A 16,755-nucleotide genomic window follows, 5' to 3' on the forward strand; every position below is an offset into this window, starting at 1 on the left:
TGCACGCCGGTCTCGCAGGTACAGGGGACGCCGCGGGGGAGGTCCTCACGCTGCGAGACGGCGCTGCACAACACCGCGCAGGGGCGATTTCCGGCCAGATAGTCGACTGCCGATGTTCGCCCGGTTTGACGCTACGGCCAGTTTTCTCCCCCGCCGCCCCCGCCTCCGGCTCCGGCCCCCACGGCCGGGTCCGGCACCCGTCCCCCGTCGTACGTAGTGGCGGACACCCGACGGGAGTTCGCCTGCCGGTGATCAAGGTTCACCCGTACGTGGCCGCGGCGCCTCCCCCGCCCCCGTGCCGCACACCGCAAAGATGCTGGTATGCCAGTAACTCCCCCCTCCGCGCCGCCAGTTGAGCGCCGGCGCCGCTCCGCCCTCCTCGTCTTCACCCTCCTCGCGGCGCTGACCGCGGCACTGTTCTCCCCCTCCACCGCCCTCGCGGCCGGTACGGTCCACACCCCCGCCGCCTCCGCGTACGCCGCCGGCACCGAACCGTGCACCAGCCCGGAACCCGTCGTGTGCCGGATCCGCGAGATGACGCCGCAGGAGCGGGCGGAGGCGCGCGAGGTCCGGATTCGCTACCACCACCTGCTGGACCGGATGGAGCGGGTGGAGAGCGAGATGCGGGCCGCGGGCGAGTCCGACGAGGAGATCGCCAGGGTGCTGGTGCCGATGCGCAATGACGCGAAGGACATCACCCGGGCCGGGATGTCGCCGGAGGCGGTCAAGGTCCTGGAGGAGCGCAATATGAAGAAGTACGGCAACCCGCTGGGACCCACGGCGGACCAGCTGTACGCCAAGTACGGCAGCTGGGAGGAGGTCATCAAGGCCACCACCAGGACCAGCCCGGCCGTCGACCGTGAACTCGGCCTGGAGCCACATCAGTGACGGACGAACACATAGCCCCCCGCGACGCCCCCGACGCCCCTCTCAACCCCCTCACCCTCCAGGACTACGACCGGCACGACCGGCGGTGGGCGCTGGACCCCCGAACGGGGCAGGTCACACCGGCCACCGGCCGCTGCCACGGTTTCGTCCATCTGCCTCCTGCGGCCCCTCCGGCCGAAGAGGGCCGCCGCGTGGCGGCCCTCTTCGCCGAATCGGGGAGGCTGTGGCTGCAGTACGGGAACCGGCACTGGGACTGCGCGACGGTGACGGTGCGCTTCGGCGTATCGCCGGACGGCACCTGCCACTTCACGGTCACCCGTCCCTACGGCCGCGAACTCACCCTCCGTTACGGGGCACCGGTCCCCGATCCGTTCGACCCGGCCTACGACGCGATCGACGCCCTGGAGGACGACTTCTTCCGCTGGACCGCCGACCGCCTCGCCACCCCCGCCCGACACCAGGCCCTCCGCACCCACTACCTGGCAGGCTTTCCGCCGGGCTGACCCTCGGGGCGGCACCGGGTAACGCAGGGGGGCCTGGCAGGGGGCGAGCCAACAGCGTGTGTGCCGCGGGGACTTGGGCACCGCACACGAAAGCCGCCCGGCACACACACATGGCGTCCCGTCAGCCGGCCGCCACGGATCAAGCGGAGGCAGGCCGTGCCGTACATCATCGTGGGCGGGGACGAAGGCTCCACCGTCGAGCTCTTCTACGAGGACCAAGGGGCCGGCGTGCCCGTTGTTCTGCTTCATGGGTACCTGCTGGACGGACGCTCGTGGGCGAGGCAGACCGCCGCGCTGCTGGAAGCCGGGTTCCGCGTCATCAGCTACGACCGGCGCGGGTTCGGGAAGTCCGGTCGCCCTCCGTCCGGTTACGACTACGACACCCTGGCCAGGGACCTCGACGCGGTGATGACCGCCCTCGACCTGACGGGTGCCGCGCTGGTCGGCTTCTCGATGGGGACCGGCGACATTGCCCGCTATCTGAGCTCCTACGGCTCCGGCCGGGTCGCCAAGGCCGCGTTCCTGGCTCCCTTGGGGCCGCACCTCCTCAAGGCCGAGGACGCCCCGTCCGGTGTGGACGGCGCGCTGGTCGACCGGGTCCTTGCCGCGGTCAAGGAGGACCGGGACGCCTATCTGGCCGCCTTCTTCCACGACCTCTACAACCTCGACGAAACGCTCGGCAGCCGGATCGGCGCGGAGGAGGTGAGCGCCGCGCATACCGCCGCGCAGAGCGTGCCGACGCAGGTGTGCCTGCACGCCGTCCCGGCCTGCCGCACCGACTTCCGCCGCGACATGCCTGCCATCGACGTACCGACGCTGATCGTGCACGGCACCGCGGACCGCGTCCTGCCGGTCACTGCCGCCGCCCGCCCCTTGCGCACGATGCTGCCGAGCGCCCGGTACGTCGAAATCGACGGCGCCCCACACGGACTGCTGTGGACGCACGCCGAAGAGGTCAACCGGCATCTGCTCGCATTCCTGACCTGAACGCACGCACGGGGCCCGGCTGCGGGCGGCCGTTGGCCGGGCCGGGCCGTGGTCGGGTGTGCCTCACGACGCCAGAGGAAGCGCCGCGCCCTCCCGCCACTTGAGGATCTTGTCGAAGCTCACCACGGCGCCGCGTCTGCCGGTGCGGTTGCGGTAGCGGACGTGGTCGGTGAGGGCCTCGATCAGAAAGAGCCCCCGGCCGTCCTCAGCGTCTGCGGGGGCCTGCGCGGGGGTGGGTACGGGGGCCGGGGTGCGGTCCGCCGGGGTATGGGGCGGGGCCGGGGTCTGCGGGCGTCGGAAGCCGGGGCCGGAGTCGGTCACCTCGATGCGGCAGGTGTCGCCGTCGATGAAGGCCGTGACGCGGTAGTCCCCGGTGGCGGCGTCGCCGCCGTGTTCCACGGCATTGGCGCAGGCTTCGGAGAGGGCGACCGAGAGGTCGTAACAGATGTCCGGGTCGACGCCGGCCGTCTCCATCGTGCCCAGCAGCAGACGGCGGGCGAGCGGCACGCTCGCGGCCTCGCGTCGCAGTTGGAGGGACCACCAGATGCTCATCGCTCCAGCCTCCTGGCCACCGCTAGACATACCGATACCTATTGCCGCACCCCAAGGTCCGTAAGCCTGCCCAGGACGTGACGCCGCTCATTCGGCGGATGCGGGCAACGAGCGCATGGGCAGAGGTGTACCGACCCCCACGCGCTCCCGCGCGCCCCGGCGGGCGCCGTTGCCGCCCCCTGACGCGGCGCTGAGCGGCGCCCTGCCGTAGGCGGCGGGCGACGGCAGTGGGATGATGTCGCCGCCATGTCTGCCCCGCACGTCCCCACCGCGCGCGCAGCCGTCGATCTGCGGCTGCTGAGGGCCGCGGTCTTCACCGCGGTCTGCGTCGCGCTGTCCGCGGCCGGGCACATGATGGCCTCGTTCGCCGCCGTCCCCTTGTGGACGCTGGGCGTCGCCTTCGCCGCCGTCTTCGCCGTCGCGGCCCCGCTGGCCGGGCGGGAACGCTCGCTGCCGGGGATCGCGGCCGGGCTGGCCGTGGGCCAGCTCGCGCTGCATGCGCTCTTCGCGATGGGGCAGCACCCGATGGCGATGCCCGCGACGCTGAAGGCCGGCGGCCTCCGGGGGCTGTCCGATCAGGCGGCGGTCACCCTCGCACGGCATCTCACCTGCGGGCTGGGCACCGGCCGGCTCGACGGCTCGCAGGCGCGGCGGATCCTGGGCTCCGGCGGGTTCGATACGGCGGTGGCCAGGGGGGCTCTGGCGCCCGCCGGTTCCGGCGGCGCCGCCGGCATGAGCGGTACGGCCGGCCCGGCCGGTTCCGTCGGGCATCAGATGGCCGGAGGCGCGGTCGGCGACCCGGTGATGTCGCACTGTCTGCTGCCGTCGCTGCCCATGCTGCTGGGCCACCTGCTCGCGGCGCTCGCCGCCGGGTGGCTGCTGCGGCGTGGCGAGGCGGCGCTGTGGCGGCTGGTACGGCTGTCGGCCCCGGCGGCGTGTGAGATCGCGGCGCAGGCGCTGGCCGGTGCTCTGCGCTCGGCGCTCACGCTGGTACGCGCCCTGCTCACCGGGCTCGGCGCCGCGCACGACGAAACGCGGCGCGCCCCCCTTTCGTACGGGGATGACAAACCCGGTCCGCAGCACCTCACGCTCCACCACAGTGTCGTCAGGCGAGGGCCCCCCGCCCTTGCCCTCGCGGCCTGACGTACGCGAAGCACGCTCCCACAGGACGGGGACGGGCCCTCGCGCCGTCGCCGCATGCGCACCGGTCAGCACCCGTTACCCGCACTTACCTGTGCCTTTTCCTTCCTGTGGAGTGTTTTCGTTATGTCGAAGATGTCGCGTCCCGCCGCCGTCTCCTCCCGCCGCCTCGCCCGCCGGCTGCCGATCGTGGGCGGCATCGCCGCGGGCAGCGTGCTGTTGCTCGCCGGCCCGGCCTTCGCGCACGTCAGCGTGCAGCCCGGCACCGCCGAGCAGGGCAGCTTCGCGACCGTCAACTTCAAGGTCCCCAATGAGCGCGACGACTCCTCGACGGTGAAGCTCGAGGTCACCCTGCCCACCGATCACCCGCTGGCGTCCGTCATGCCGGAGCCGGTGCCCGGCTGGAAGGTCGAGGTGAAGAAGGCCAAGCTCGCCAAGCCGATCGAGATGGAGGGCGAGAAGATCACCGAGGCCCCCTCGAAGATCACCTGGACCGCCGAGGGCAAGGGCGTACAGCCCGGCCAGTTCCAGCAGTTCCCGCTCTCCGTCGGGCAGCTTCCCGACGACGCCGACCAGCTCGTCTTCAAGGCGCTGCAGACGTACGACGACAAGGAGGTCGTGCGCTGGATCGAGCCGACGAAGGACGGCGCCCCGGAGCCGGAGAACCCCGCGCCGGTGCTCAAGCTCACCGCGGCGACCGGGGACGGCCACGGCGAGGACGCCAAGAGCGGTGCCAAGAACGTCGCCAAGGACGGCAAGACCACGGCCGCGAGCCAGGAGGCGGCCGACAGCGACACCACGGCGCGCATCCTGGCCGTCATCGGCATCGTCGTCGGCATCGTAGGAATCGGCTTCGGCCTGTTCGCCGGCCGTCGCCGCAGCGCCTGATCACACCGACCGGGCCGGCGTCCGACCCGCGCCGGCCCGCACCCACTCCCTTTGCAGAAGGACTCATGCGCAGAAGGACCATGCTCGCGTCCGCCCTCGCGGCGGCCGCGGCCCTCTCCCTGACCGCCTGCGGCAATGACGGCGGCAAGCCCGTCGCCGATGTCTCCGGCTCGACCGCCAAGCCGATCGTCACGCTCGACTCTCCGATGGAGAAGCCGGATCTCGTCCTGACCGACGCCGACGGCAAGAAGTACGACCTGCTGGAGAAGACCAAGGGCCACCCGACCCTGGTCTACTTCGGCTACACCAACTGCCCGGACGTGTGCCCGCTGACGATGGCCAACATCGCCGTCGCGGTGAAGCAGCTGCCGAAGGCCGAACAGAACGATCTCCGGGTGGTGTTCGTGACGTCCGATCCGGAGCGCGACACCCCGGCCGCCCTCAAGAAGTGGCTCGGCGGCATCAACACGAACTTCATCGGCCTGACCGGCAAGTTCTCCGCCATTCAGGCCGGCGCGCGCAGCGTGAACATCGGCATCGAGAAGCCGGTCAAGAAGAAGAACGGCGATGTCGTCTCCACGCACGGCGCGCAGGTTCTGCTGAGCTCCCCCAAGGACGACAAGATCCATTGGATGGGCATGCAGGAGGCGACCTCCGACAACTACACCAAGGCACTTCCGAAGATCATCAAGGGGCAGAACCCGTGAACCGCCGCACCACCCTCGCCGCCGCCCTCGCCCTCACCGCAAGCCTCGCACTGGCGGGCTGCGGCGCCGGTGACACCGCCCCGAAGCTCAAGGTCGCCGACCCGTACATGCCGCAGCCGGTCACCCAGAACATGGCCGGCGCGTTCTTCGTCATAAAGAACACCGGCGGCGGCGCGGACAAGCTGACCTCGGTCACCAGCGGCCTGTCCAAGGACATCTCGATCCACCGGACGACCGGCAACAAGATGGAGCAGGTCCCCTCGCTGGACGTGCCCGCCAACGGCGAACTCCGGCTCGGCCGCGGCGGCAACCACCTGATGTTCATGGGCCTGAAGAACAAGCCGGCCAAGGGCGACAAGGTCACCATCGAGCTGCACTTCGCCACCTCCGACCCGATAAAGGTGGAGGTCCCGGTGAAGGCCGGCGACTACGTACCGAGCTAGGGAGCGATCACCATGGCTGTGGCCATCACCGGCTCCGGACCACGACGGGGCGCCGCGCTGCGCCTGCTGGCCGTCGTGGCGGTGCTGTTCGGCGCGCTGCTCGGCGGCGCCGCACCGGCCTCCGCGCACGCCGCGCTGACCGGCAGCGACCCCGCGCAGGGGTCGGTGGTGGACCGCGCCCCCGAACAGGTCTCGATGACCTTCTCCGAGGGCGTGGCGATGGGCGACGACTCCATCCGGGTCCTGGACCCGAAGGGCAAGCGGGTGGACCGCGGCAAGCTGCGCAATCTGTGCAGCGGGAGCGTCGTCAAGTACGGGGCGGGGCTGCCGCCGGGGCTCGCCGACGGGACGTACACCGTCGCCTGGCAGGCGGTCTCCGCCGACAGCCACCCGGTCTCCGGCGCCTTCACCTTCTCCGTCGGCGCGCCCTCCAAGACCTCCGCCGCCCTCCCCCAACAGGAGGCGGGCGGCGGCCTGGTGGGCGCGCTCTACGGCATCGCCCGCTATCTGGCCTACGCCGGTTTCGTGCTGCTGACCGGCGGCGCGGCCTTCGTCGTCGGCTGCCGTCCGGCCGCCGCGCTCGTACGGTCCGTACAGCGGCTGGTCGTCTACGGCTGGGCGCTGCTGACCGGCACCACCATCGCGATGCTGCTGCTCCGCGCCCCGTACACCGGGTCCGGCAAGCTCGCCGACATCTTCGACTTCGGCGGCCTCCAGCAAGTGCTGCTGACCAAGCCGGGCGCGGCGCTGGTCTCCCGGCTGCTGTTGCTGGCGGCCGCGGCGCTGTTCATCGCGGTGCTGTTCGGGGCGTACGCACGGACGCTGGAACCGGAGGACGACACGGGGGAGGACACGGGGGAGGACACAGGGGAGGGCACGAGGGACGCCGTCGAGGAGGCCAAGCGGCGGGGCGACCTCACGCTCGGACTCTCCATCGGCGGGGTGATCGTCGCCGCCGGGCTCGCCGCCACCTGGGCGATGGCCGAGCACGCCTCGACCGGGCTGCAGACCGCCGTCGCGATGCCGGTCGATGTGCTGCATCTGCTGGCCGTAGCCACCTGGCTCGGCGGGCTGGCGGCCCTGGTCGTGTCCCTGTACTGGGGCCCGGCCGTCGAGCGCGCCGCCGTACACCGCTTCTCGCGGATCGCGTTCGGCTCCGTGCTGGTCCTGGTGGCCACCGGCATCTACCAGTCCTGGCGGCAGGTCGGCACCTGGCAGGCGCTGACCGACACCTCCTACGGGCGGCTGCTGCTGCTCAAGGCGGGCCTGGTGGTGGTGCTCGTCGGGATCGCGTCGGTGTCACGCCGGTGGACCGGGCGGCTGGGGGAGGTCCGGACGACGGAGGAGGACAGGGACACGGATGCCGGTACGGGCGGTACGGACGCCGAGAGCAGTACGAACGCCGAGGGCAGTACGGGTGCCGACACCGGTACGGGTGCCGACAGCGGTACGGACACCGATGGCGATGCCGATGCCGATGTCGCTGCCGGCACCGATGGCGTTCCGGCCCCCGACCCCGCCCGAGCCGTCCAACTCGCCCGCCAGCAGGTCGCGTTGCGCACCGCCCGCACCAAGCGCAACCGGGACGCCGACCCCGAGCGGCTCGGGCTGCGGCGGTCCGTGCTGGCCGAGGCATCGGTGGCCGTCGTGCTGCTCGCGGTGACCACGGTGCTGACCGCCACCGAACCGGCCCGCACGGCGGAGGCGGTCAAGGCGAGCGGGGCCGGGCAGTCCGCCGCGGCCAACCAGCCGCAGGTGCTGACCGTCCCCTTCGACACCGGCGGCGCACACGGCAAGGGCACCGCCCGCCTCGACCTCGACCCGGGGCGCAGCGGCAGCGGCAACACCCTGCGGCTGCGCATCGCCGACCCGTCGGGCAAGACCCTGGACGTCCCCGAGGTGAAGGTCTCCTTCACCCTGAAGGCCAGGAAGCTGGGCCCGCTCCCGGTCGTCCCCCGGCACATCGGCAAGGGCCACTGGAGCGCGAGCGGCGTACAGCTGCCGGTTCCCGGGCAATGGCAGCTCTCGCTGCTCGTACGGACCTCCGACATCGACCAGGTGACCGAGTTCAGGAACGTGAAGATCGGCTGATGAGCAAGCAGACCCCCAAGGCCGCCAAGTCCTCCACGGCCGCCAAGTCCCCCAAGGCTCCCAAGGCCGCCGTGCCGGCACCCACTCCCGCCGAGGCCCCCGCCGCCGCCCCGGAGGCCGACGGTTCGCTCCCCCCCGGGTTCTCCCGCCGCCGGCTGCTCGGCACCGTCGGTGCGGCGGGCGCGGCCGGGCTCGTCGTCGGCGGGGCCGGTGGCGCCATCGGCGTCTCGGCCGCGCGGTCCGCCGCGGAGGATGCCGCCCCCAAGGACCTGACCACCATCGGCTCGACCGAGGTCGCGTTCCGGCCGGCCCGCGCCGGGCACCAGGCGGGGATCACCACTCCGCTGCAGGCCCGCGGGCATCTCGTCGCCTTCGACCTGGCCCCGGGCACCGGCCGCAAGGAGGCGGCCGCACTGCTGCGCCGCTGGTCGCGGACGGCAGAGGAGCTGATGGCCGGGCGGGCGCCGGACGCCGACACCGGGGTGGCACTCGACGCGGGCCCGTCCTCGCTGACCGTCACCTTCGGCCTCGGCCACAGCTTTTTCGGCCGTACGGGCCTGACGAAGCGGCGCCCCGTGCAGCTCGACCCGCTGCCCGACTTCTCCGCCGATGCGCTGGACCCCAAACGCAGCAACGGCGATCTGTGGATCCAGATCGGCGCCGACGACGCGCTGGTCGCCTTCCATGCGCTGCGGGCGCTGCAGAAGGACGCGGCCGGCAGCGCCCGGCTGCGCTGGCAGATGAACGGTTTCCACCGCACCCCGGGTGCCACGGCGCACCCGATGACCACCCGCAACCTCATGGGGCAGGTCGACGGCACCAACAACCCCAAGCCCGCCGACAAGGACTTCGACGAGCGGATCTTCGTGGGGCGCGACGCCGACCAGGAGTGGATGCGCGGCGGGTCGTACGCCGTCGTCCGGCGGATCCGGATGCTGCTCGATGAGTGGGAGAAGCGCTCGCCGGGCGATCAGGAGAAGGTCATAGGGCGGCGGAAGGCCAACGGTGCGCCGCTGACCGGCGGTTCGGAGACCACCCCGATGCGGCTGGACGCGACCGGCGCCGACGGTCTGCCGGTCATCCCCGCCAATGCGCACGCCCGGGTCGCGGCACCGGAGTCCAACCAGGGCGCGGCCATGCTGCGCCGCCCGTTCTCCTTCCACGACGGGTTCCGCGACGACGGGGCACCGGACGCGGGGCTGCTCTTCATCTGCTGGCAGGCCGATCCGCTGCGCGCCTTCACCCAGATCCAGCGCAAGCTGGACCGCGGCGACGCGCTGTCGGCGTTCCTGCGGCACGAGGCGAGCGGACTGTATGCGGTGCCGCCGGCGGCGGAGCCCGGCGATTACGTGGGCCGGCCGCTGCTGGAGGGCTGAGCCGGGCCCGTCCGGCGGTCCGGTGAAACCGCCCGCCGGGCCCTGTACGGGCTCGGTATCGTGGCAGGACAGGGAGAGATCGGCGGGGCGCCCCCGCGATGACGCGAGGAGTCCTTTGCATGTCGGCCAGTCGCTACACCTATCTCGGGCCCGAGGGCACGTTCACCGAGGCCGCCTTGCGCACTCTTCCGGAAGCCGCGACCCGCGAGCTGGTGCCGATGGTGTCGGTGCCGGCCGCCCTGGACGCGGTGCGCGGCGGTGAGGCGGCGGCCGCGCTGGTGCCGATCGAGAACTCCGTCGAGGGCGGGGTGACCACCACCCTGGACGAGCTGGCTTCCGGCGAGCCGCTGATGATCTACCGCGAGGTGCTGCTGCCGATCGCCTTCGCACTGCTGGTGCGCCCCGGCACCCCCCTGTCGGATGTGAAGACGGTGACCGGGCACCCGGTCGCCCAGCCGCAGGTGCGCAGGTGGCTGGCGTCCCAACTCCCGGAATCCGTATGGGAGTCGGCGGCCTCCAACGCCGATGGCGCGCGGCTGGTGCAGGAGGGGCGGTACGACGGCGCGTTCGCGGGTGAGTTCGCGGCGGCGACGTACGGTCTCGAGCCGCTGGTCACCGACATCCACGACGCGCAGAACGCCGCGACCCGCTTCGTACTGGTCGGCCGCCCGGCCCGGCCCGCGGCGCCCACCGGCGCGGACAAGACCTCGGTCGTGCTGTGGCTGGGCGAGGACCACCCCGGTGCGCTGCTGGAGCTGCTCCAGGAGTACGCGGTCCGCGGCGTCAACATGATGCGGATCGAGTCCCGGCCGACCGGCGAGGGCATCGGCCGCTACTGCTTCTCGGTGGACTGCGAGGGGCACGTCACCGACCGCCGGGTCAGCGAGGTGCTGATGGGCCTCAAGCGGATCTGCCGCGATGTGCGGTTCCTCGGCTCGTACCCGCGGGCGGACGAGGTCACGGCGACCGTACGGCCGGCGATGACGGACTCGGCGTTCACCGAGGCGTCGGACTGGCTGGCGCGCTGCCTGGACGGGCGCGGCTGACCCGACCCACGACGTGGTCGTAAGCCGTTCCCGTTTCCGCGCGGCTTTCTCCGCCTGTTTCTGCGCCCGCTCCTGCGCCCGCCGCACTGTCCACAAAGTTATCCACAGGGCCGGTTCTCGACCTGTGGGTAAGTCGACACGAGCCGTATCGCGATTCGGGCAGAGTCGACAAATCCCTCTACCGATCTCACGGCGTTCCACAGTGCTCCACATCGCTGCACAGCCGCCCAACTCCGGCCTCGTCAGCACAATTCCCACGATCAATCCTTTAGAGCGAGGCAATCCCACACGAAAGAGCGCGAGAAGAGGGTTTGGACAAGGAATCCATAGCCGAACATTCCGGGAGCGGAATGATCACCTCCGACTTCCACAGATCTTGCACACAGCCTGTGGATAAAGGGCGCCGAGCCCTCAACCCCTGTGGACAAAGGCGGTGGAGGAATTGCGCGAGGGTTTACGGTCCGCATTCCGTCATGGAATAAACAACCCTAAAACGGACAAATTGCAACGCGCAGCAATATCACGTCGAAGGGCCGGGCACGGCCCCGGTAGCCTGGTGGGGTGATTGACCTTCGCCTGCTTCGTGAGGACCCCGACCGTGTGCGCGCCTCCCAGCGTGCCCGTGGAGAGGACGTCGCACTCGTCGACGCGCTTCTCTCTGCCGATGAGCGGCGCAGGTCGTCCGGCATCCGCTTCGACGAGCTGCGTGCCGAACAGAAAGCACTCGGCAAGCTCATCCCCAAGGCCACCGGCGACGAGAAGGCCGTGCTGCTGAAGAAGGCCGGCGAGCTGTCCGCCGCCGTCAAGGCCGCCGACGCCGCCCAGGACGAGGCCAAGGAAGAGACGCAGCAGCTGCTGCTCAAGCTCGGCAACCTCGTCCACCCCGACGTCCCGGTCGGTGGCGAGGAGGACTTCACGGTCCTGGAGACGCACGGCACCATCCGCGACTTCGCCGCCGAGGGCTTCGAGCCCAAGGACCACCTGGAGATCGGCCAGGCGCTCGCCGCCATCGACGTCGAGCGCGCCGCCAAGGTCTCCGGCTCGCGTTTCTACTACCTGACGGGCATCGGCGCGCTGCTGGAGCTCGCGCTGGTCAACGCCGCCATCGCGCAGGCCACCGAGGCCGGCTTCATCCCGATGCTGACCCCCGCCCTGGTGCGCCCGCACGCCATGGAGGGCACCGGCTTCCTCGGCCAGGCCGCCGAGAACGTCTACCACCTGGAGAAGGACGACTTCTACCTGGTCGGCACCTCCGAGGTCCCGCTCGCCGCGTACCACATGGACGAGATCGTGGACGCCGCCAAGCTCCCGCTGCGCTACGCCGGCTTCTCGCCGTGCTTCCGCCGCGAAGCCGGTACGTACGGCAAGGACACCCGGGGCATCTTCCGGGTCCACCAGTTCGACAAGGTGGAGATGTTCTCCTACGTCGCCCCGGAGGACGCGCAGGCCGAGCACCAGCGCCTGCTGGACTGGGAGAAGCAGTGGCTCAACGCCCTGGAGCTGCCCTTCCAGGTGATCGACGTCGCCACCGGTGACCTGGGCTCCTCGGCCTCCCGCAAGTTCGACTGCGAGGCGTGGATCCCGACCCAGGGCAAGTACCGCGAGCTGACCTCGGCCTCCAACTGCGACGAGTTCCAGGCGCGCCGGCTGTCGGTCCGGATGCGTGAGAACGCCGACGGCAAGGCGAAGGTCCGGCCGCTGGCGACGCTGAACGGCACGCTCTGCGCCGTACCGCGCACCATCGTGGCGATCTTCGAGAACCACCAGCAGCCGGACGGTTCGGTGCACGTCCCCGAGGTGCTCCGTCCCTACCTGGGCGGCCGCACCCGGCTCGAGCCCGTGAACAACGGCCCCGAGTCCGTCGAACGGTGAGCACTCCACCCCTGCCCTACAAGCTCATCGCGACGGATCTCGACGGCACGCTGCTGCGCCGCGACGACACCATCTCCGAGCGCACCCGTGCGGCGCTCGCCGCGGCCACCGCGGCGGGCGCGGCGCACATCGTCGTCACCGGCCGGTCGGTGCCCTGGACCCGGCACATCCTCGACGCCCTGGACTACCGGGGCCTCGCGGTGTGCGGGCAGGGCGCGCAGGTCTACCACGCCGGGGAGCACCGGCTGCTGACGTCGGTGACGCTCGACCGCCAGCTGGCCGGCCTGGCCCTTTCCAAGATCGAGGCGGAGACCGGCCCGCTGTATCTGGCGGCGAGCCGGGACGGCCTGGAGGGCGAGGTGCTGGTCGGCCCCGGCTACCGCATCCAGGAAGGCCCGCTGCCGAACGTCATGATCGACGACCCGCGCGAGCTGTGGACGGCCCCTCTCAACAAGGTCTACATCCAGCACCCCACCCTCGACGACGACGCCCTGGCGCGGGCCGCCCGCGCGGTCGCCGGGGACCTGGTGGGTGTGATGGTGTCCGGCCACGGCATCGTCGAGCTGCTGCCGCTGGGCCTGACCAAGGCCACCGGCCTGTCCCTGGCCGCCCGCCGGCTGGGCGTCAAGGCCGTCGACACCGTCGCCTTCGGCGATATGCCCAACGACATCGCGATGTTCGCCTGGGCGGCGCGCGGCGTGGCGATGGGCAACGCCCATGACGAACTGAAGGCCGTCGCGGACGAGATCACGGTCTCCAACGAGGACGACGGGATCGCGGTCGTGCTGGAGCGGCTCTACCTCTCCTGAGGCTTCTCCCCGGCCTTCTCCTGAGGCGTCTCTGGTTCCTCGGGCTCCTCGGAGGGCTCGTACGGCGCCAACCTGCCCGCCGGGGTCAGCGGCCAGGCCACCAGCCCCAGGACGAGGGCGATGGCATGACCGAAGTCGGTGAAGGTCGCCCCGGTCAGCAGCGGAACGCCGAAGAAGAGCAGCACGCAGATGAGCCATCCGTAGCACCAGGGCGCCCGCAGGCGGTACGTCAGCACACCGGCGGCGGCCGCCAGCCCGTAGGAGACCCCGATGTCCACGACATGGGTCATCGAACGCGGCAGCCGGTGCCCCTCGATGGCCAGCAGAACGAGTTCCTGGCTGGCGAGCGTGGCGGCGACATGCGCCGCGCCGACGATCAGCAGCCAGCGCCAGCTGCCCAGCCAGCGCTCGACGTTGGCGTGCAGCAGCTCGAACATCACCACATACAGCAGGAACGACTCCGGGCGCTCGATCCAGAAGCCGCTGATGAGGAGCGAGGGGAGCGGATGTTCGTTCAGCTCGTGGATGTTGCTGCTGGTGCGGTGGAGGAGGAACTGCTCCAGGCCTTCGGAGGCGGAGGCGATCACGAGGCTGGTGATGCCGATGATCAGCAGCCAGATGTGGGTTCCTGGGGTGCTCCGTACCCAGCCCAGCACCCAGGCCGTCGACCGGCGTAGCGCGTTGGCCGGCCATCGCAGCCGTCTTCCGGGCAGTACGGGTTTCATCGGCGGCGCCCCGCCGCCCGCCCGCCGGCCATGACCGGCCCGGCGCCCTTGATGTGCCGGATCCGCGGCGCGCTCTCCATCGTCCGTACGCCGGGCAGCGCCGCGACCCGCGTCGTCAGATACGTGTAGAGCGCGCGGACGTCCTCGCACAGCACGGACGCGAAGAGATTGTTCGGCCCGGTCGTGGCGCAGGCGAAGGCGACTTCCGGATGGGACGCCAACGCCCGGCCGGTGGCGTCGAGTTCGGCGGGTTTGACGGACAGCCACAGGGCGACCATCACGCCGTATCCGAAGAGCCGCAGGTCGTAGTCGATGTCGTAGTAGAGGACGCCGTCGCCGCGCAGTTCGGCGAGGCGGCGGCGGACGGTGGTGGGCGACCAGCCGGTGGTGTCGGCCAGCTCGGCCAGCGGGGTACGGCCGTCGCGGCCGAGCGCGTCGAAGAGGCGTCGGTCGGCGTCGGAGAGCGTCACCGGGGCGGCGGACGGATCCGGCGGCGGCGGACTCAGCCGGGCGATCTGCTCGTCACTCAGCGCGCCCGACTTGCTGACCAGGCTCTGCGAGCCGCCGAAGAACTCGTGCAGCAGACAGTGCGCGGTGACGCCGACGACGCTGGGCGTCCGCGGCAGCTTCTGCAGCAGCAGCGCGTCGCTGTGCTCGCTGCTCGCCGCGCGGCAGACCGCCCCGATCTCCGTACCGCCGGACATCAGGCTCACCCAGGCGGTGTCCGACCGTCGGGCCATCGCCTCGGCGACGGGCACCGCGGCATCCGGCGCGCACTGCACCCGTACCAGCCACTCGATCTCGCCCAGCGCCCGCGCGTCGGCCAGCCCCAGCACCTTGATCGCCCCGGTGCCCCGATGCCGGGTGTAGCGGCGGGCGACGGTCTGGTCCGAGACGCCGAGCACGGCGGCGATACGGCTGAAGGGCGCCCGGCCGTCGAGCTGCAGGGCGTGGATGAGCTGCCGGTCGAGGGCGTCGAATCCGGTGGCGGGGCCCGCGGCCGTCGCGTCGGTTTTCACCGTTCGAGGCTAGCGCGTGTCGGATTGCGCCGCCGGAAGCGCGCTGGCTGGGAGCCCGGGGGGTGAACAGCGGACCGTGACCCAGTCCCTTTTGCAGGCTTCAACGGAGGAAATCATGGGCGCGAGCCCTTCGCGCGGGAAGTGGTGGCCGCTGGTCGCCATCACCCTCGGCAATTTCATGCTGCTGGTCGATGTGACGATCGTGAACACCGCACTGCCCCGGATATCCGACGGCCTGGGCACCTCCTTCACCTCACTCCAGTGGGTGCTGGACATCTACGCGCTGTCGCTGGCCGCGCTGCTGATGGTGGCGGGCTCGGCCGCGGACCTCCTCGGGCGGCGCCGGCTGTACGTGGCCGGGCTGACCCTCTTCGCCCTCGCCTCGCTGGCCTGCGGGCTGGCGCCCGGCGCGGGCGTCCTGATCACGGCCCGCGCCGTCCAGGGCATCGGCGCGGCGGCGATGTTCGCCACCAACACCCCGCTGCTGATGGCCGCCTACCAGGGCCGCGACCGCGGCGTGGCGTTCGGCATCTGGGGCGGTACGAGCGGCGCGGCGGCCGCGGTCGGCCCCGTACTGGGCGGTCTGCTCACCGAATATCTGAACTGGCGGGCGATCTTCCTCGTCAATCTGCCGCTGACCGCCATCGCCGCGTACCTGACGGTGCGCCACCTCCGCGAGTCCCACGGCGACCGGACGGCGCGCATCGACTGGCCGGGCGCCGCGTCCTTCACCGTGTCCGCCACCGCGCTGACGTACGGGCTGATGCGCGGCGGCGAGCACGGCTGGACGGAGAGCGGCACGCTCGCCTCGCTCGCGGCCGCGGCGGTGGCGCTGCTGGTGTTCGTCATCGTGGAGCGGCGGGTACCGCAGCCCCTGCTGGATCTGCGGCTGCTGCGCCGCCCCTCGTTCGCCGCCCTGATGGCGGCGGCCCTGCTGCTGCAGGCGGCGGCCTTCCCGTATCTGACGTTCGTGGGGCTGTGGACGCAGAACGTGCTGGGTCTGAGCCCGGTGCAGGCGGGGCTGGCGGTGCTGCCGCTGGCGCTGATGTCCCTGGTGGTCGGCGCGGCGGGCGGCCGTCTGCTGCAGCGGATCGCGCCACAGCTCCCGGTCGGTATCGGCCTGCTGCTGGTGGGCGCGGGCGCGCTGCTGCACACCGCACTGCTCGGTGACGGCGCCGGGTGGGCCGCGCTGGTCCCCGGACTCGCGGTCAGCGGGCTGGGCGTCGGGGCGGCCATGCCGGTACTGGTCTCGGCGGCGCTCGGCGCGGCGCCCCCGCAGCGGGCGGGTATGGCGAGCGGCGCGGTGAACACCTTCCGGCAGCTGGGCTTCGCCCTGGGCGTCGCGGTCCTCGGGACGGTCTTCGCCGATGCGCTGCACGGCCTGACGCCCGGCGCCCCGCTGTCCGCCGTTCGTGCCGCGTACGTCTCGGGGCTGACCGACATCGCGCTGATCTCCGGGCTGGTGGGGGTGGCGGCCGGGGTGCTGGTGCTCGCGGTCGTACGGCGCTCGGAGCGGGAGACGGCGGTGGCGGCCCCGGCGGACGCGAAGGCGGAGGCGGAGGCGGAGGCGGTTGCGGGGGCGGCTTCGGTGGAGGCGGGGGTGTAGCGGGCGGGGTGCAAAAGCCGAGGCCGCCGAGGCCGCGCAGACGGGCCGTACGGCTGGGGACCGTACGGCGGCCGTACGGCCGGGGACCGTACGGCCCGCTGTC

The 16,755-nt window shown here is 71.7% G+C and carries 16 protein-coding genes; 13 read left to right on the forward strand and 3 right to left on the reverse strand.

The window, feature by feature from the left end; genetic code table 11:
* Positions 1 to 321 precede the first annotated feature (321 nt).
* From ACZ4S3_RS13095 to ACZ4S3_RS13105, 3 genes are all read left to right on the forward strand, one after another.
* Positions 322 to 888, forward strand: coding sequence for a hypothetical protein (locus tag ACZ4S3_RS13095; RefSeq protein ID WP_467931796.1), 567 nt, complete (start codon positions 322 to 324; stop codon positions 886 to 888).
* The gene (locus ACZ4S3_RS13100; RefSeq protein ID WP_467931797.1) at positions 885 to 1,391 is read left to right on the forward strand and encodes a hypothetical protein; all 507 of its coding nucleotides are present in this window, start codon (positions 885 to 887) and stop codon (positions 1,389 to 1,391) included. Before ACZ4S3_RS13095 ends, ACZ4S3_RS13100 begins: the two co-directional genes overlap by 4 nt.
* Positions 1,392 to 1,547: 156 nt before the next feature.
* Positions 1,548 to 2,378, forward strand: coding sequence for an alpha/beta fold hydrolase (locus tag ACZ4S3_RS13105; protein ID WP_467931798.1), 831 nt, complete (start codon positions 1,548 to 1,550; stop codon positions 2,376 to 2,378).
* A gap of 63 nt (positions 2,379 to 2,441) precedes the next feature.
* On the opposite strand, the gene ACZ4S3_RS13110 is transcribed toward ACZ4S3_RS13105, so the two are convergent.
* Positions 2,442 to 2,930 (reverse strand): ATP-binding protein, encoded by a 489-nt coding sequence (locus ACZ4S3_RS13110; protein ID WP_467931799.1) that lies wholly within the window; start codon positions 2,928 to 2,930, stop codon positions 2,442 to 2,444.
* A gap of 246 nt (positions 2,931 to 3,176) precedes the next feature.
* On the opposite strand from ACZ4S3_RS13110, the gene ACZ4S3_RS13115 reads away from it, so the two are divergent.
* The 9 genes from ACZ4S3_RS13115 (at position 3,177) to ACZ4S3_RS13155 (ending at position 13,302) form a co-directional block, all read left to right on the forward strand.
* Positions 3,177 to 4,073 (forward strand): hypothetical protein, encoded by an 897-nt coding sequence (locus tag ACZ4S3_RS13115; protein WP_467931800.1) that lies wholly within the window; start codon positions 3,177 to 3,179, stop codon positions 4,071 to 4,073.
* A gap of 123 nt (positions 4,074 to 4,196) precedes the next feature.
* Complete coding sequence (locus ACZ4S3_RS13120; RefSeq protein ID WP_467931801.1) at positions 4,197 to 4,958, forward strand: YcnI family copper-binding membrane protein; 762 nt, start codon at positions 4,197 to 4,199, stop codon at positions 4,956 to 4,958.
* Between the two features lie 65 nt (positions 4,959 to 5,023).
* Positions 5,024 to 5,665, forward strand: coding sequence for an SCO family protein (locus ACZ4S3_RS13125; RefSeq protein WP_467931802.1), 642 nt, complete (start codon positions 5,024 to 5,026; stop codon positions 5,663 to 5,665).
* The gene (locus tag ACZ4S3_RS13130) at positions 5,662 to 6,108 is read left to right on the forward strand and encodes a copper chaperone PCu(A)C (RefSeq protein ID WP_467931803.1); all 447 of its coding nucleotides are present in this window, start codon (positions 5,662 to 5,664) and stop codon (positions 6,106 to 6,108) included. The genes ACZ4S3_RS13125 and ACZ4S3_RS13130 overlap by 4 nt, the downstream gene beginning before the upstream one ends.
* Before the next feature lie 12 nt (positions 6,109 to 6,120).
* The gene (locus ACZ4S3_RS13135; protein ID WP_467931804.1) at positions 6,121 to 8,199 is read left to right on the forward strand and encodes a copper resistance CopC/CopD family protein; all 2,079 of its coding nucleotides are present in this window, start codon (positions 6,121 to 6,123) and stop codon (positions 8,197 to 8,199) included.
* Positions 8,199 to 9,575: an iron uptake transporter deferrochelatase/peroxidase subunit gene (gene efeB, locus ACZ4S3_RS13140; protein ID WP_467931805.1), complete on the forward strand. Its 1,377-nt coding sequence runs from the start codon at positions 8,199 to 8,201 to the stop codon at positions 9,573 to 9,575. Before ACZ4S3_RS13135 ends, efeB begins: the two co-directional genes overlap by 1 nt.
* Before the next feature lie 119 nt (positions 9,576 to 9,694).
* Positions 9,695 to 10,621 carry a prephenate dehydratase gene (gene pheA / locus ACZ4S3_RS13145; protein WP_467931806.1) on the forward strand — a complete coding sequence of 309 codons (927 nt, stop codon included), beginning with the start codon at positions 9,695 to 9,697 and terminating at the stop codon, positions 10,619 to 10,621.
* A gap of 561 nt (positions 10,622 to 11,182) precedes the next feature.
* Positions 11,183 to 12,493: a serine--tRNA ligase gene (gene serS, locus ACZ4S3_RS13150; RefSeq protein ID WP_467931807.1), complete on the forward strand. Its 1,311-nt coding sequence runs from the start codon at positions 11,183 to 11,185 to the stop codon at positions 12,491 to 12,493.
* Positions 12,490 to 13,302 carry an HAD family hydrolase gene (locus tag ACZ4S3_RS13155; protein ID WP_467931808.1) on the forward strand — a complete coding sequence of 271 codons (813 nt, stop codon included), beginning with the start codon at positions 12,490 to 12,492 and terminating at the stop codon, positions 13,300 to 13,302. Before serS ends, ACZ4S3_RS13155 begins: the two co-directional genes overlap by 4 nt.
* Here ACZ4S3_RS13155 and ACZ4S3_RS13160 read toward each other — a convergent pair.
* Both ACZ4S3_RS13160 and ACZ4S3_RS13165 read right to left on the reverse strand, forming a co-directional pair.
* Positions 13,290 to 14,027, reverse strand: coding sequence for a rhomboid-like protein (locus ACZ4S3_RS13160; RefSeq protein ID WP_467931809.1), 738 nt, complete (start codon positions 14,025 to 14,027; stop codon positions 13,290 to 13,292). The genes ACZ4S3_RS13155 and ACZ4S3_RS13160 overlap by 13 nt on opposite strands.
* Positions 14,024 to 15,046, reverse strand: a complete 1,023-nt coding sequence (locus ACZ4S3_RS13165) for an Lrp/AsnC family transcriptional regulator (RefSeq protein ID WP_467931810.1) — start codon at positions 15,044 to 15,046, stop codon at positions 14,024 to 14,026. Before ACZ4S3_RS13165 ends, ACZ4S3_RS13160 begins: the two co-directional genes overlap by 4 nt.
* Before the next feature lie 115 nt (positions 15,047 to 15,161).
* Between ACZ4S3_RS13165 and ACZ4S3_RS13170 the strand changes: the two genes are divergently transcribed.
* Entirely contained in the window at positions 15,162 to 16,652 is a 1,491-nt protein-coding gene (locus ACZ4S3_RS13170; RefSeq protein WP_467931811.1) for an MFS transporter, read from the forward strand.
* Positions 16,653 to 16,755 lie beyond the last annotated feature (103 nt).

It is taken from the genome of Streptomyces sp. NPDC028368 (genome assembly GCF_055565615.1).

Excerpts from the sequence above, each read along its gene's own strand:
- ACZ4S3_RS13120 (WP_467931801.1), top strand. The coding sequence starts at position 4,197 with ATGTCGAAGATGTCGCGTCCCGCCGCCGTCTCCTCCCGCCGCCTCGCC.
- ACZ4S3_RS13115 (WP_467931800.1), top strand. The coding sequence starts at position 3,177 with ATGTCTGCCCCGCACGTCCCCACCGCGCGCGCAGCCGTCGATCTGCGG.
- pheA (WP_467931806.1), top strand. The coding sequence starts at position 9,695 with ATGTCGGCCAGTCGCTACACCTATCTCGGGCCCGAGGGCACGTTCACC.
- ACZ4S3_RS13170 (WP_467931811.1), top strand. The coding sequence starts at position 15,162 with ATGGGCGCGAGCCCTTCGCGCGGGAAGTGGTGGCCGCTGGTCGCCATC.
- efeB (WP_467931805.1), top strand. The coding sequence starts at position 8,199 with ATGAGCAAGCAGACCCCCAAGGCCGCCAAGTCCTCCACGGCCGCCAAG.
- ACZ4S3_RS13095 (WP_467931796.1), top strand. The coding sequence starts at position 322 with ATGCCAGTAACTCCCCCCTCCGCGCCGCCAGTTGAGCGCCGGCGCCGC.
- ACZ4S3_RS13125 (WP_467931802.1), top strand. The coding sequence starts at position 5,024 with ATGCGCAGAAGGACCATGCTCGCGTCCGCCCTCGCGGCGGCCGCGGCC.
- ACZ4S3_RS13135 (WP_467931804.1), top strand. The coding sequence starts at position 6,121 with ATGGCTGTGGCCATCACCGGCTCCGGACCACGACGGGGCGCCGCGCTG.
- ACZ4S3_RS13160 (WP_467931809.1), bottom strand. The coding sequence starts at position 14,027 with ATGAAACCCGTACTGCCCGGAAGACGGCTGCGATGGCCGGCCAACGCG.
- ACZ4S3_RS13110 (WP_467931799.1), bottom strand. The coding sequence starts at position 2,930 with ATGAGCATCTGGTGGTCCCTCCAACTGCGACGCGAGGCCGCGAGCGTG.